This is a genomic window from Nitrosopumilus sp. Nsub, assembly GCF_001541925.1.
Taxonomy (GTDB): domain Archaea; phylum Thermoproteota; class Nitrososphaeria; order Nitrososphaerales; family Nitrosopumilaceae; genus Nitrosopumilus.
The window spans coordinates 22,585-35,117 of the sequence record NZ_LQMW01000019.1; the positions used below are offsets into that span (position 1 = coordinate 22,585).

The 12,533-nt window shown below is 33.1% G+C and carries 19 protein-coding genes; 7 read left to right on the top strand and 12 right to left on the bottom strand.

Annotated features, from left to right (window positions below):
• Positions 1-6 precede the first annotated feature (6 nt).
• Positions 7-954 carry a ferredoxin family protein gene (locus tag AW732_RS04800; protein ID WP_067959313.1) on the bottom strand — a complete coding sequence of 316 codons (948 nt, stop codon included), beginning with the start codon at positions 952-954 and terminating at the stop codon, positions 7-9.
• 169 nt (positions 955-1,123) lie between these two features.
• On the opposite strand from AW732_RS04800, the gene AW732_RS04805 reads away from it, so the two are divergent.
• Entirely contained in the window at positions 1,124-1,939 is an 816-nt protein-coding gene (locus AW732_RS04805) for an NAD(+)/NADH kinase (RefSeq protein WP_067959316.1), read from the top strand.
• Positions 1,929-2,405, top strand: coding sequence for a nucleotide-binding protein (locus AW732_RS04810; RefSeq protein WP_067959318.1), 477 nt, complete (start codon positions 1,929-1,931; stop codon positions 2,403-2,405). Before AW732_RS04805 ends, AW732_RS04810 begins: the two co-directional genes overlap by 11 nt.
• A 13-nt stretch (positions 2,406-2,418) precedes the next feature.
• Here the strand turns inward: AW732_RS04810 and AW732_RS04815 are convergent, their stop codons facing one another.
• The 9 genes from AW732_RS04815 to AW732_RS04855 are packed head-to-tail and all read right to left on the bottom strand — an operon-like array spanning position 2,419 to position 7,806.
• Positions 2,419-3,237 (bottom strand): SIMPL domain-containing protein, encoded by an 819-nt coding sequence (locus AW732_RS04815; RefSeq protein ID WP_067959321.1) that lies wholly within the window; start codon positions 3,235-3,237, stop codon positions 2,419-2,421.
• 55 nt (positions 3,238-3,292) lie between these two features.
• Positions 3,293-3,973 (bottom strand): ERCC4 domain-containing protein, encoded by a 681-nt coding sequence (locus tag AW732_RS04820; protein WP_067959324.1) that lies wholly within the window; start codon positions 3,971-3,973, stop codon positions 3,293-3,295.
• 50 nt (positions 3,974-4,023) lie between these two features.
• Positions 4,024-4,416 carry a prefoldin subunit beta gene (locus AW732_RS04825; RefSeq protein WP_067959327.1) on the bottom strand — a complete coding sequence of 131 codons (393 nt, stop codon included), beginning with the start codon at positions 4,414-4,416 and terminating at the stop codon, positions 4,024-4,026.
• 23 nt (positions 4,417-4,439) lie between these two features.
• Positions 4,440-4,685: a KEOPS complex subunit Pcc1 gene (locus AW732_RS04830; protein WP_067959329.1), complete on the bottom strand. Its 246-nt coding sequence runs from the start codon at positions 4,683-4,685 to the stop codon at positions 4,440-4,442.
• Positions 4,669-4,881 (bottom strand): 50S ribosomal protein L37, encoded by a 213-nt coding sequence (locus AW732_RS04835; RefSeq protein WP_067959331.1) that lies wholly within the window; start codon positions 4,879-4,881, stop codon positions 4,669-4,671. Before AW732_RS04835 ends, AW732_RS04830 begins: the two co-directional genes overlap by 17 nt.
• Position 4,882: 1 nt before the next feature.
• Entirely contained in the window at positions 4,883-5,701 is an 819-nt protein-coding gene (gene rrp42, locus AW732_RS04840) for an exosome complex protein Rrp42 (protein WP_067959333.1), read from the bottom strand.
• Between the two features lie 2 nt (positions 5,702-5,703).
• Positions 5,704-6,438, bottom strand: a complete 735-nt coding sequence (gene rrp41 / locus AW732_RS04845; RefSeq protein WP_067959335.1) for an exosome complex exonuclease Rrp41 — start codon at positions 6,436-6,438, stop codon at positions 5,704-5,706.
• Positions 6,438-7,118: an exosome complex RNA-binding protein Rrp4 gene (gene rrp4, locus AW732_RS04850; protein ID WP_067959337.1), complete on the bottom strand. Its 681-nt coding sequence runs from the start codon at positions 7,116-7,118 to the stop codon at positions 6,438-6,440. The genes rrp41 and rrp4 overlap by 1 nt, the downstream gene beginning before the upstream one ends.
• Position 7,119: 1 nt before the next feature.
• A complete protein-coding gene (locus tag AW732_RS04855) occupies positions 7,120-7,806 on the bottom strand; it encodes a ribosome assembly factor SBDS (RefSeq protein WP_067959339.1) in 687 nt (228 codons plus the stop codon).
• A gap of 85 nt (positions 7,807-7,891) precedes the next feature.
• Here AW732_RS04855 and AW732_RS04860 point away from each other — a divergent pair, with 85 nt between their 5' ends.
• From AW732_RS04860 to AW732_RS04880, 5 genes are read left to right on the top strand one after another with little or no spacing between them, the layout of a single operon-like run.
• On the top strand, positions 7,892-8,491 hold the full coding sequence (locus tag AW732_RS04860; protein ID WP_253805569.1) for a DNA-directed RNA polymerase subunit D: 600 nt from the start codon (positions 7,892-7,894) through the stop codon (positions 8,489-8,491).
• 45 nt (positions 8,492-8,536) lie between these two features.
• Complete coding sequence (locus tag AW732_RS04865) at positions 8,537-8,884, top strand: 50S ribosomal protein L18e (RefSeq protein ID WP_082697418.1); 348 nt, start codon at positions 8,537-8,539, stop codon at positions 8,882-8,884.
• Positions 8,877-9,386 (top strand): 50S ribosomal protein L13, encoded by a 510-nt coding sequence (rplM, locus tag AW732_RS04870; RefSeq protein WP_067959344.1) that lies wholly within the window; start codon positions 8,877-8,879, stop codon positions 9,384-9,386. The genes AW732_RS04865 and rplM overlap by 8 nt, the downstream gene beginning before the upstream one ends.
• A 1-nt stretch (position 9,387) precedes the next feature.
• Entirely contained in the window at positions 9,388-9,834 is a 447-nt protein-coding gene (locus AW732_RS04875) for a 30S ribosomal protein S9 (protein ID WP_067959346.1), read from the top strand.
• A 3-nt stretch (positions 9,835-9,837) separates the two neighbouring features.
• Entirely contained in the window at positions 9,838-10,554 is a 717-nt protein-coding gene (locus AW732_RS04880; protein ID WP_067959349.1) for a nucleotidyltransferase family protein, read from the top strand.
• On the opposite strand, the gene leuD is transcribed toward AW732_RS04880, so the two are convergent.
• The gene (gene leuD / locus AW732_RS04885; protein WP_067959354.1) at positions 10,532-11,116 is read right to left on the bottom strand and encodes a 3-isopropylmalate dehydratase small subunit; all 585 of its coding nucleotides are present in this window, start codon (positions 11,114-11,116) and stop codon (positions 10,532-10,534) included. The genes AW732_RS04880 and leuD overlap by 23 nt on opposite strands.
• A 1-nt stretch (position 11,117) precedes the next feature.
• Positions 11,118-12,533, bottom strand: coding sequence for a 3-isopropylmalate dehydratase large subunit (gene leuC / locus AW732_RS04890; protein ID WP_067959358.1), 1,416 nt, complete (start codon positions 12,531-12,533; stop codon positions 11,118-11,120).

Genomic DNA, 12,533 nt, shown 5'->3' on the forward strand with positions numbered 1-12,533 from the left:
CTGCAATTATTTTTGCTCATAAATTTTGATGGCTTGTGGAGGACATACACCTTCACATGCAAGACAGAAAATACAATCGGGTTCTTTTGACATTAATGGTTTTTGATCAGATGCAGGATTTCCTGGTGAATCAAACCATTCGTAAACTCCAACTGGACAAGCTTCAATACATCCACCATCTGCAACACAAATATCATAATCTACTGATACAAATTCTCCCCATACACCCATAATTCCATTACTGGTACCTTTACGACCCCAGGTTTTGATAGTGTGTTCTGCAGCTTCATAAACAGCAGATTGTTTCATTTTTGATTTATAATCAACGTCAATAGGTCCAGGTTTTGCACCATCTGGAATTTCAATAGATGCATCATCTTCCTCTTCTTCTTCATCTGTTGCTTCAATTGGTTTTGGTTTTGCACCAAGAACAATTTTTGCCAAGGGAGTTAGTTCCTCTAATCTTTGAATTGCATTAAGTTCAGGAATCTTTTCACTTTTTGCCAAATAAGAAATCATCTTATCAGCCAAAATCGTATTTCTTAAAATAGTATCAATTACCATTTTTGCAAAATGGTCTGCTTTCTTTCTATAATCTTTAACCCAATTAGGATCTCCAAATTTCTCAATTGGAAAAACCTGATAAATTATATCGACAACTTCACCAGTAACAATTTCTACTGTTACAGATAAATCAACTTCTTCGTATCCTTTTTCATCAGGATCTTCCATGTTTTGTTCTTTCCAGCGATATGTTGCATAAATTCTGTCTGCATATTTGTCCATCTCAAATGCTTTTTTCAAACCATCATGAACTGATTTAATTTCATTAGGATCTTCAAGTACTATTGGTAATCTGTATAATCCAAGTTTAAAACCATGTAAGGGGTAAACACCACGTTTTGCAGTTGGTGCTTCCATTGACCACACCCGATCTTTTAAAAGTAATGACATCCATTTTTTATGAGCAGAATTTAGTTAAAAACGTTATCAGTTGTCATCTTGAGGACAGATTAATTCTTGAAATTTAGTTATTTTACCCATAAAATTTACAATATCAAGAATCAAATAGAATATCCGTAAAAATATCATTTTTATGTAAATACAATTCAAAAGAACTTACTTGAAACTAGAAAATGTTGCCGTTGTAAGTAAAGTAGGAAACAAAGATTCAGAAAATGCTGCAAAAGATGTTGCTAAAAAATTATTAGAAAAAAAAGCAACAGTGTATACAATTTCACCAGTTAAGGTGGAGGGAGCAAAACAGATGGAAGAATTGGAAGAAATTCAAAATGTGAAGTTAGATCTTGTAATAACATTAGGAGGAGATGGAACAACACTTCGTGTTTTTCGAAATTTAGAAAATGAGACACCAATTTTAACAATCAATGTTGGTGGAAATAGAGGAATTTTAGCTGAAATTACAATTGAAGAAATTGATAAAGCATTAAATGAAATTTTAGAAGATAATTTCTTTTTAGATAAAAGAACAAGAGTTACTGCAGTATGTGGAGGCAAAGAATTCCCACCAGCATTAAATGAAATTTACATTAGTAGAGCAAACCTGACAAAAACTGCACAAATTGAAATTAAATTTCAAAATGACACAGTAAAACAAAAAATGGACGGAGTGATTATTGCAACACCTAGTGGTTCAACAGGTCATTCATTTTCATTAGGAGGTCCAATATTACACGAAAGTTTAGATGTCTTGATCATTACACCAGTTGCACCTGTTTACAGATTAGCATCATTAGTTGTACCGGATGAAAAAATTGAAATTATTTCTTCACATGATTGCAATATTGCAATAGATGCACAAGTTGTAAAATCTGCAGGATACGAAGAACCAATAATTATTAAAAAATACAAAAGCCCAGCAGTTTTCATTAGGTTGAAAAAAAGAGGTTTGAGACAAATGAGTAAACTTGGGTTTTAGAATTTTAGATGCCAGTGCATTTTATGCAGGGGTTCCATTTAGATCATCAGAAGATTATTACACAACAGCCCTAGTTTATGATGAAATTCAACATATCAAAAAAAGTCAAGATGTTTTAGGAACTCTTCTCGAAACTAATAGATTAAAAATTAGGGAGCCTGACAAACAATCAACGCAGGATGCAATTAAATCAGCAAAAGAAACAGGAGATTTTCCACAGTTGTCAAAACAAGATATTTCAATTATTGCATTAGGATTAGAAACAAAAGGTCAAATCATTACAGATGATTTTGCGATTTCAAATGTCGCTAAAAATATGGGATTAGATATTGCACCGATCATGACAAAAGGAATCAAGGATGTTGGGAAATGGATTCATTATTGTCCAGGATGTAAAACTAGTTTTCAAAGTGGAAAAGAATGCTCGAATTGTGGAACAGCATTAAAAAGAAAATTAATAAAATAATTTTTTAGAAGAATTATTTTTGTGAAATGTAAAATACAACACTAACATTTGTAGTAATTTCTTCATCACCAGACATAATTGGAGAAGAATTCATTGAAGATTCAGCAAATCCATCAAAGGATGCTCGCATTGGACCATCATAGTAAGGAACTACATTATCATGAATAACTATAGATTTTACTCCAACAATTTTTTGTTTTAACGGAACAAGTGCTTTTTCTGCCTTTTGGGTTGCATCATTAATAGCATCAGCAATCAAGTCATCGCTGATTTTTTGTAATTTATCATCAGATAATTGAAATGAAACATCATCAACACGATTTGCTCCAGAAGAAACTGCAGCATCAATAATATCTCCAGCAGAATCAATTCTTTCAGTTTGAATTGATAAAATATTTGATACTCGATATCCATTTAGAATTTGTTGCCAATTTCCATTAGAATCTTTGATGCTGTCATATAATGGGTAAATTGAAAAATTTGAGGTTTGGATATCATCTTCAGAAATTCCAGAATTTTTTAATGAAGAAATTACAGAGTTTAGTGAATTTGAGTTTTGAGATAGAGATTCATTAGCAGTTTTGGCTTCAGATTCTACTCCCAATACAATAATTAAAGTATCAGGATTTGAAGAGGCCATAGCACTGCCAGAAACAGAAATGATTTGTTCAGAAGGATCATATTTTTTCAACCACTCATAGATTAATTCTTCAGGAATTTCATCCTCGATAAGTTGAGATTCAACTTGTTTATCACTTTGAGTTAAAGTTACAGCAAAAGCTAAAACAAAGATTACACCAATTACAACTGCAATATTCACACGATTATCCATAAATTTTCTTAAAGCATGTACTATAAAAATTCGTGAAATAAGATGACAGTAATGGTTATGTTAGTGTCTTTTGGTTACTTTCTTTTTGAAGTTTATTTTTAGTGGTTAACATATTTTTGATTTTTTTTGCACGAGCTTCACCCAATCCTTCAACTTTAGCCAATTCAGAAGTTGTTGCGCTAAAAACTTTTGACGGAGTACCAAATTTTTCAAGCATTCGTACTGCAAATTTTTCACCAATTCCAGGTAAACTACAAAGGGTTGAGAGTTGTTGAGTTTCTAAATTTGATGATTTTTTTATTTTTTTCAAGTATGGTCCTGTTGGCCCATCTTTTTTAGAACACATTGAAACTAATAATTTTGCAGTATGAGATGCACTAGGGGTAGGGATTATAGGAATTTTAAATTCTAATACAACTCGAGAGATAGCACCATAGAAAACTAAAGGATTGTCAGTAATTTCTTCGATTTCATCAACATTTCCTTCCAATAAAACAATAGGATATGCAAAATGTTCTTTGAGCCTGCTGCATTGGTCATATAATCGCCCATCAAAAACAGAAGCCATCAAATCCTTGATACTTTTTCTTTCAACAATAGTTTCAGGTGCAACAATATAATCACCAATTGGAAGTGTTTTCATTTCCACATTCATACCAATTGTTTTGAGTAATTTCGGAATCCCACTTTTTGTTTCTCGTTCATCAACAATAATTCGAAGATGTTCTAATTTCACAAATATTAGTTATAATGAATTGTTAATATCTTATTTGAAATAGACTAAAATTATTTTCTAGGGTTATCATCTGATGCTGGAGGTGAAGGAGCATTTCCACTTTTCATCATTTCAGTGATTTTTGCTTCTTGTTCTTTGAGAGTTTCTTTTACACGAACTTCTTGTTTTTCAAGAACAGTTGATCGAGTTTTTGCCAATTCTATTTTTTCCTCTAATTCATCCAATATGGTTTTTTTATCAGATTTAATTAAAACAGTTCCAGCTTGTTTAAAGACAGAATCACCATCTGCAACTTTCTTTAATTCATCAATAGCTTTTTCAGTTTCTGCTTTCTCCATTTCAAGATGCTGTCGTTGAGTCATAATAGACTGTAAATTTTGTTGAGATTGTTGTAATTTTCCAACTTGCTCTTGAAGCCATGGAGGCATTTGTGGAGATGACATGAATATTTGTGAAATTAATCGGATTATATCTTTACCGATTCAATTGTATCATAACTTGCTTGAATTAGTCTGAGAGTTGAATTTAGATTTGCTCGAAGATGTGCAATTTGATCAGTTTCAGCAGAAATTACTAATTTTGTATTTAATTGGATTTTAGTTTTTACAGGGTTTTCTGGATAAAATTCATTGTCAGTATTTACAGAATCAAAAATTGCATTATTCTTATCTTTAGCATCTACAGTAATTTTTGCACTATAGTTTAATGTCATATGCAGTTCCGGCTACTTTGTAATTGCATTTTTTACAAGACCAAATTCCAACAGCATCTCTACCAAAGGTCTTTGAACCACATTCAGGACAACTTCTTTTTTGTTTTAATTGGAGATGAACTTTTGTGTATTGTTTTCTAAGTTTAATTCCGTAACGTGCACCTAAGCCTTTAAGTGATTTCTTTGCTTTTGCCATATTATTGACTCTCCTGTTGGACTGATTTTAATTGTTCCCTTATCTTTGCGCCTACTTTGATTGATAATTCACCACATTGGTTAATTTCGTCTTGGGTAAATCCATCACTGCCACCTTTTTGCAGTGCACAAATATTTCCATCAGAATCAGTAGTAATTGTAACTCTTGAATCCATACTGTCCCATTCATCACCATTAGGATCAACAACAATATAATTTCCAATTTTTCCCATGGTTACAGATACAGGAATTGTGGTAACAGGTAACGGTTTGTCTGCACCCTCAACTACTGAAGGTTGGTCATCAACCATCTCCCATGTTGGAGTTTTTGATGTAAGTAAAGCAGCAGTTGCAGCATAGGAGCATGCATCAAAAAGATTTCCATCATAATCAATTGCCACAACATCTGCAAATACACCAACTACAGATTTGTCCTTTTCAATTACTAAATCAGAAACATCAACCATATGACTTTCTCGAATTCCTCTATCAACAACTCTTGCCAATTCAATAACAGGAGCTTGTGGCGGTCCAGTTTCAACAGTTGGATGTGAAAGTGGCAACAATTCAGCAGTGCACATAAACATACCTTTGTCACCCACATCTGGGAAAGGTTTGTCTGGTTGGATTTTTACTCCACATAAAACTTGGGTATCACCAAGGTAAACTCTTGCAGAACCATTTGCTTTAGGAATTGCGTTAATTTCAATACAGATTTTTCTTGGTTCATCCAGTGTTCTTCCGTCAACTCTTTTTCCTTGTTCTAATAACTCAAGAATTTGTGCTTTTTTTAGTTCGTCAATAACTGAATCGCTTGTCATATCTAATCTCCTTTATTCCCAAAATATTTGTCATGAAGTGCTTTCTTTTGAAGTTCGTAAACAACTTCACATCCTTTAACTCCAACATCTACACATTTTTTGTATTCTTCAGGAGTTAAGACACCATCTAATTGTAATAATGTAATTTTCTTAAGACTTGGCATATATCCAACTGGCATGTCTGCTTGACCTGCTTGGTCTTCTTCATTGTTAACATCAAGAATAATGGTATCTGCAACTTTACCTGAAGCAATTGCTGCAACCATATCTCTCATTGGAATACCAGCATCAGCTAATGCAACAGATGCTGCAGTAAGGGCAGCACATCTAGTTCCACCATCAGCCTGTAAAACTTCAATAAATACATCAACTGCAGTTCTTGGGAATTTCTCCAACATTACTGCAGGCTCTAATGCTTCTTTGATTACTTTGGAAATTTCAATTTCTCTTCTTGAAGGTGCTGGTCTTTTTCTTTCACCAACAGAAAATGGTTCCATGTGATATCTAACTCTCAAAATTCCAGTATCAGTATCTGACATGTGTTTTGGATGAACATCTCTTGGTCCAAATACACCAACTAAGATTTTGTTATCGCCAAATTCAATGTAAGCAGAACCATCAGCATTTTTTAATCCACCAGCTTTTATCATAATTCTACGTGGTTCATCTATTTTACGTCCATCACAACGAATACCGTTTTCGTCCAATAGAACCATGGTTGCATCTCGTCCACCCATTATGATTCATCCTTTCCATCTAACATATCTTTAATTAAATCAGTTAAGTTAGCAATATGTGCTTTTTCATTAACCATTTCAACTGCCTTTTTAGCTTTTAAGAGTCCTTCATCAGTCTCACATGAGATTACAACCCAACCATTTTGACCAATTGTAACGGCAGCATTAGTAGCCATTTCAATCATTTGTATCATACTTCCTTTTTTGCCAATCAAACGTGGAACTTTACTTGGAGAAATTTTTACTAAAATTCCATCATCTATTTTACCTAAGTCTCTATCAGATATAGTAACAAGAGGATCTCTAGTTCTGTCAAAATTTGCAATTCTGGCAGCTACCAAATCACCGGTTTTTAGTTTACTTGAAAGTTCATCAGCATGAGTTGAAAAGTCTCGTCCGAAAACATCTTGAGCAGGTAAAAATCCAACATAACAAGAATTTACATCTAATTCCCAAGATAATGAAGTGTGAGAAATGACTTTACCAATTACAAGATCGTTGATTTTAGGAATATATTTTCCAGTTAAAGGAATGACTTTAACAGAATCTTCATAAATTTCAGATATACCAACAGCAGTTGCAATTATGTTGTTTCCTTCTAAAACTACATTTTGTTCTGGTCTAAAAGGTCCACTAGTAATTACATCACCAGGAATAACGTATTTTCGCTTATCAGCCATATTATTTCATTACCTCTACAGTTGCAGAGCCCTTAGTTATAGAACCTAATCTGTCAATCACGTTTGGCCTTGCTGCTGCGGGTATTTCAAGTATTGCTTTTAGTGAACCATTGTTTTGCCATTCTTCTTTTTTTAGTGAACCCACAGATTTCAAAACAGAATAGGACTGAGAGGCGTATTGTGCAGGAATAGTGATCTCTAATTGGAGATTTTCAGATTTTAATGCAATAATTGAACGTAATTTTTCAACAATATCTTTAACTTGTTCTTCTACGCTTTTTTGAGGTTCAATGGAGACACGGCCATCTTTCATTGCTTGTTCAATTCGTAATGGAGGATGAGGTAAGTGAGTTTTTGGATCAACAAAGGTCTTTGCAATATATTCAATAATCTGTTTTCTTTTCTGATCCACCATTTTTCGTCTCTGATCAGTTGTAAGATTTAGATCTCCTTTCTCAAACATTATTTGAGCAACCTCAATTTTATCTTCAGTTTTGAAGGCAGCAAGTAATTTTTCAGTAGATGGTTTTGTACCCTTTCCCGAATCAGTATAGATTTCCTCAGAAACTAAAACCGAAGAAATATCTTTTTTCTTACCTAATTTGTAATCTAAAGCAGGATCTGGTTTTACCAGTATCTCAAATTTTTCACCTTCAAAAGAGTATCTAACTACAGTAACATCAGCCATATCTTATTGCTATAACATTTTGGTATTTATCTATACGTAAAGCTAGCTAGATTTTTATGTGCACTTTGACGATTTTCATCAAGATTTGTCATCATTAGACGTTATTACAAAAGATTCTGAGAAGATATCCTTAAAGCTAAAAGGAGTTCCATTACAATATGCAAACGCTCTAAGACGTGTTTGTTTAAACGGAGTTCCAGTTCTTGCAATTGATACAGTAGACATTATTGAAAATACATCTGTGTTACCTGATGAAGGTTTAGCTCACAGATTGGGATTAATTCCATTAAGAACAGACTTGAGTAAATTCAACGAATCAGACAAAGTCTTACTAGTATTAGATTCTGGAGAATCTGAAGAAACTAGAGCTGTTTTATCAGGAGAACTATCTTCAGAAGATGAGAGTGTAAAACCAGTCTCTGAAAAAGTTCCAATTGTTCAATTAGCCCCAGGTCAAAAAATCAAAGTTGAGTGTTATGCAAGACTAGGACGTGGTACAGAACATGCAAAATGGAATGCTTCTAACGTTGCTATGCTTACAGATACAGACAAAGATGATGAGAAAATACTCACCATAGAGTCCACAGGAGCACTAAATCCAGAACAAATTGTTCTAGAAGGAGTGCAAGAAGTTAGCAGAAGAGTTGTTGAATTTAAAGATATGATCAACAATATCGAAGAATAAGTGAAGCATAGACATTATATTTGGGTTTTAAGCCGGATTATTCACATGACTAATCAAGTTGTAATTCGTATGGCAAGCGATCTTAAAAAAGCATCAACTAAAAATGATGCTCCAATTTGGGGTAAATTAGCAGAATATGCCTTAAAACCATCAATTGCAAGAAGAGACATCAATCTCAATAGAATTAGTCAATTAACCAAAGATAATGACACAGTAGTATTTCCAGGCAAGGTCTTGGGAACAGGAAATATTTCACATAAAATCACATTATGTTCATTTTCAATTTCAAATTCAGCAGCAGCCAAAGTTTTAGAAAATGGCGGAAAATTAATTTCACATGAGGAATTAATAAAACAAAATCCAACAGGCAAAGGAGTAGTACTACTTGGCTAATGGAAGATTAAACAGACCTGCTGGAAGAAATTCAAATACTTCCAAACAAGAAGTTGTAATTAGAACAGACAGACCAATTGTAGTTGATGCAACAAATCACATTGCAGGTAGATTAGCATCAAACGTTGCAAAATTACTATTACAAGGACAAAGAGTTACAGTAATCAATTGTGAAAAAATTATGATGAGTGGAACAAGATCGAATCAAATTCAAGAGTATAGAGAATTTTTAGAAATTAACAGCATTATCAATTACAAACATGGACCTGTACACTACAGAAGACCAGATACAATTATTGCAAAGATGATTCGTCAAATGTTACCATTTGATAGAAAACCATCAGGCAAGTTAGCTTTCCAAAGATTAAGAACATACATTGGCGCACCTAACGATACAAAGTCATTAGAGAAAACACAATTTGAAAAAGCATTAATCAAAAGAGCAGCTTCAAATTATACTACATTAGCAGAAATATGTAGAGTAATAGGATGGACAGAATAATATGATTCCAAAAACTGAAATTTATTTTGCAACTAGAAAAACAGCTAGTGCCCATGTATACATTACAAAAGGCGTAGGCAAAGTCAGAATTAACAATGTTCCAGTAGAAATGATTCCACAAGAAACAGCTCGTGAAGTCATTTTAGCACCACTTGAAATTACAGGAGATTTGAGAGATAAAATTGATATTTCAGTAAGAGTAAGAGGCGGAGGATTCATGGGACAAGCAAGTGCAGTAGCAACAGCAATCACCAGAGCATTAGTAGGCTGGACAAAATCTAAAAAAGAGCCAAAAGATCATCCTTTCCCAAAATCAACTAGAGAAGACCTTAGAAAAAGAATTACTGATTTTGATAAGTATCTAGTAAGTGGAGATGCCAGACAAAAAGAACCAAAGAAATTTGGCGGACCTGGTGCAAGAAGAAGAAAGCAGAAATCATACCGTTAGACTGTGAAAGTTGTAATTTTAGCTGGGGGTAAAGGTACCCGTGGAAAACCATATACAGAATATTTTCCAAAAGCAATGACACCAATTAATGGAAAACCTCTGATTGATTATGTTGTAAGATATCTAAAATCATTCAAATTCATTAAAGAAATAATCATAATTTCAGATTACATGGGTTTAGGAGGACAAATCAAAAACTATTATGGAAATCAAAAAAACATCAAATTCATCCAAGACTCACAAAGTGGAACAGGAGGAGATTTACTTCACATTCAAAATGAGTTAAAAAATGAATCAGAATTTCTCTTGTGGTTTGTAGATAATCTATGTGCATTAGATATTACAAAAATGAGAAAAACATTCAAAGAGAAAAGCAGTTTAGCTTGTATCGCAACTAGAACAAAGAGAAAGGAAGAAACAGGTTTTGCAGTAGTAGACAATGGGATAATTACAGAATTTAAAGAAAAACCAATAATGAAATTACAATTATCAGAATGTTTAGGAATCTACATGTTAGATAAAGAAATCATTCAGAGAATTAAAAAGAAAAAGAAAAAACAAGTAAATTTGTCATTTGACATTTTACAAGAATTATCAAAAGAAGGAAAAATTAGTGCTCACGATATAGAAGGAGTTGAGTGGATTGATGCAGAATCACCAATGATTTTAGAGAGAAACGAAAAATTAGTAACGAAAATCATAAAACAGATGGGATTGTAGATTTCTCTTCAAAAGATGAGATTTTTTCTTCAAACTGCAAAGTTTGTGCAATATCATCCAATCCCTCTAAGAGAATTTTTTTCTTGTGAGAATTAATTTCAAAAGCAATGTTTTCGGAATTAGTTTTAATAACTTGATTTTCTAAATCCACTTCAATCAGGTCAGTCTCTTGTTGAAGTTTATCAACAAGGGTAGATTCTAAAACTATAGGAAGAATTCCATTTTTGAAACAGTTACTAAAAAAGATATCAGCAAAAGAAGATGAGATAATTACAGAAAAACCATAATCATCCAAAGCCCAAACAGCATGTTCTCTACTAGAACCACATCCAAAATTGTCACCTGCTACCAAAATTTTTGAACCATCATATTTAGAATCATTTAGAATAAAATCAGATTTTAAATTTTCATTTTCATCATATCTCCAATTAAAAAATAAGAATTTACCAAATCCAGATTTTTGAACTAATTTTAAAAATTGTTTGGGAATAATTTGATCAGTATCTACATTTACTTTGTCAAGAGGAGTCACAATACTTTTTACTTTTTGAAAAGGTTCCATGTTAATTCAAATCCAATTTCCTTACATCAACAAAATGTCCATTGATTGCAGCAGCTGCTGCCATTACCGGACTGACTAAATGAGTTCTACCACCATTTCCTTGTCTACCTTCAAAATTTCTATTTGACGTACTAGCACATCTCTCACCAGGAGATAAAATATCAGGATTCATGCCTAAACACATACTACAACCAGCCTCTCTCCATTCAAAATTAGCATCAATGAAAATTTTATCCAATCCCATTTCTTCAGCTTGTTTTTTTACCATTTGGGAACCTGGGACAACCATGGCATTAACATTTGAAGCAACTTTTTGTCCTTGAATAACTTTTGAAGCTTCAATAAGATCCTCTAATCTTGCATTAGTACAAGAACCAATAAACACTCTATCAATTTTGATATCTTCAATCATAGTTCCAGAATCAAGTGCCATATACTCAAGGGCTTTTTCAGCACCTTTCTTTTGATTAGCATCACCATTAGAAAATTCATCAGGAGATGGAATAGATTCATCCACATCACAAGTCATTCCAGGATTCGTACCCCAACTTACTTGAGGTGCAATTTCATTGATATCTAAAACAAATGTTTTATCAAAAGTAGCATCAGGGTCTGTTTTGAGATTTTTTTTCCAAAAATCTACTAGAGATTCATAATTTTTGGGAGTATATTCCCTATTTCGTAAATAATCAAAAGTTTTTTGATCAGGTGCAATTAATCCTGCACGAGCTCCTCCTTCAATCGACATATTACAAATTGTCATTCGTTGTTCCATAGAAAGATCAGTTATTCCTTCACCACGATATTCAATTACTGTTCCAGTTCCACCAGCAGTTCCAATATTTTTGATGATTGATAAAATAATGTCTTTTGCAGTTACTGCATGAGGATTCCTTCTTTTTCCTTCAACTCTAACTTCAAATGTTTTTGGCTTTTCCAACCATAAAGTTTGAGATGCCAAAACATGTTCAACATCACTAGTACCAATTCCCAATGCGAGTGCACCAAAAGCACCATGTGTAGAAGTATGACTATCACCACAAACAATTGTAGTTCCAGGTAATGTTATGCCCAATTGAGGTCCAATTACATGTACAATTCCCTGATTTGGGCTGTTAATATCAAATAATTTTATTCCAAAATCTTCACAGTTTTTCTCTAGTGTTTTAATTTGGATTGCAGATGTTTGGTCCAATATCGGTAAAGAACGATCATTAGTTGGAACATTATGATCCATTGTTGCGATAGTTAAATCAGGTCTTCGAACTTTTCTGTCATTCATACGTAATCCATCAAATGCTTGAGGAGAAGTGACTTCATGAACAAGATGTCTATCGATGTAAATTAAAGCTGGTTGATTTTGTTTTTCTACTACAATATGAGATTCCCAAATTTTTTCAAAAAGTGTTTTTCCCAT

Bases quoted from the DNA above. Each gene is read 5' to 3' on its own strand.
- AW732_RS04800 (WP_067959313.1), bottom strand. From the start codon at position 954: ATGTCATTACTTTTAAAAGATCGGGTGTGGTCAATGGAAGCACCAACT.
- AW732_RS04815 (WP_067959321.1), bottom strand. From the start codon at position 3,237: ATGGATAATCGTGTGAATATTGCAGTTGTAATTGGTGTAATCTTTGTT.
- AW732_RS04825 (WP_067959327.1), bottom strand. From the start codon at position 4,416: ATGTCATCTCCACAAATGCCTCCATGGCTTCAAGAGCAAGTTGGAAAA.
- AW732_RS04830 (WP_067959329.1), bottom strand. From the start codon at position 4,685: ATGACATTAAACTATAGTGCAAAAATTACTGTAGATGCTAAAGATAAG.
- AW732_RS04835 (WP_067959331.1), bottom strand. From the start codon at position 4,881: ATGGCAAAAGCAAAGAAATCACTTAAAGGCTTAGGTGCACGTTACGGA.
- rrp42 (WP_067959333.1), bottom strand. From the start codon at position 5,701: ATGACAAGCGATTCAGTTATTGACGAACTAAAAAAAGCACAAATTCTT.
- rrp41 (WP_067959335.1), bottom strand. From the start codon at position 6,438: ATGGGTGGACGAGATGCAACCATGGTTCTATTGGACGAAAACGGTATT.
- rrp4 (WP_067959337.1), bottom strand. From the start codon at position 7,118: ATGGCTGATAAGCGAAAATACGTTATTCCTGGTGATGTAATTACTAGT.
- AW732_RS04855 (WP_067959339.1), bottom strand. From the start codon at position 7,806: ATGGCTGATGTTACTGTAGTTAGATACTCTTTTGAAGGTGAAAAATTT.
- AW732_RS04865 (WP_082697418.1), top strand. From the start codon at position 8,537: ATGACTAATCAAGTTGTAATTCGTATGGCAAGCGATCTTAAAAAAGCA.
- AW732_RS04875 (WP_067959346.1), top strand. From the start codon at position 9,388: ATGATTCCAAAAACTGAAATTTATTTTGCAACTAGAAAAACAGCTAGT.
- leuD (WP_067959354.1), bottom strand. From the start codon at position 11,116: ATGGAACCTTTTCAAAAAGTAAAAAGTATTGTGACTCCTCTTGACAAA.
- leuC (WP_067959358.1), bottom strand. From the start codon at position 12,533: ATGGGAAAAACACTTTTTGAAAAAATTTGGGAATCTCATATTGTAGTA.